1 pseudogene is annotated in these 425 nt (G+C 57.6%); it reads left to right on the top strand.

Going from position 1 to position 425, the window contains the following annotated elements:
* Positions 1-425, top strand: a pseudogene (locus tag ACKWMY_RS28345) (DNA primase); the annotation flags it as partial.

Here is a 425-nt window from a genome sequence, read left to right as displayed (position 1 = left end):
GTCGAACAAGCAGCAACCCCAGCCCTTAACCAGATGGGAGCCAGCCAGCGCGGCGATGTGCTTCTGGCTCGCTACAGTGGCGCACTGGCAATCAATGGTGACTCAGACACCGTTCATCATTATGACGGGGTGATCTGGAAGCCTATTGCCGATAAAGAGCTGCAACGGGCAATGGCGGCGATCTACCGAGAAGCCGAGATCTCTTACTCACAACCAGGTATCAAATCCGCTGTAGATACCATGAAACTGAGCCTACCCCGGATGGGGGCCACGGAACGGCACTTGATCGGGTTCACCAATGGTGTGTTTGACACCAAGGCCGGTGAGTTCAGACCGCACCGCCGAGAAGACTGGTTGCTGATCGCCAGCGGTGTCGAATTCAGCCAGGCGCACGAAGGGGAAACGCTGGCCACCCATGCGCCGAA

It is taken from the genome of Serratia sp. J2 (assembly GCF_046269175.1).
Taxonomy (GTDB): domain Bacteria; phylum Pseudomonadota; class Gammaproteobacteria; order Enterobacterales; family Enterobacteriaceae; genus Chania; species Chania fonticola_C.
Note: the sequence above shows the minus strand (reverse complement) of the source record. Positions and strands in the feature narration are given on the sequence as shown.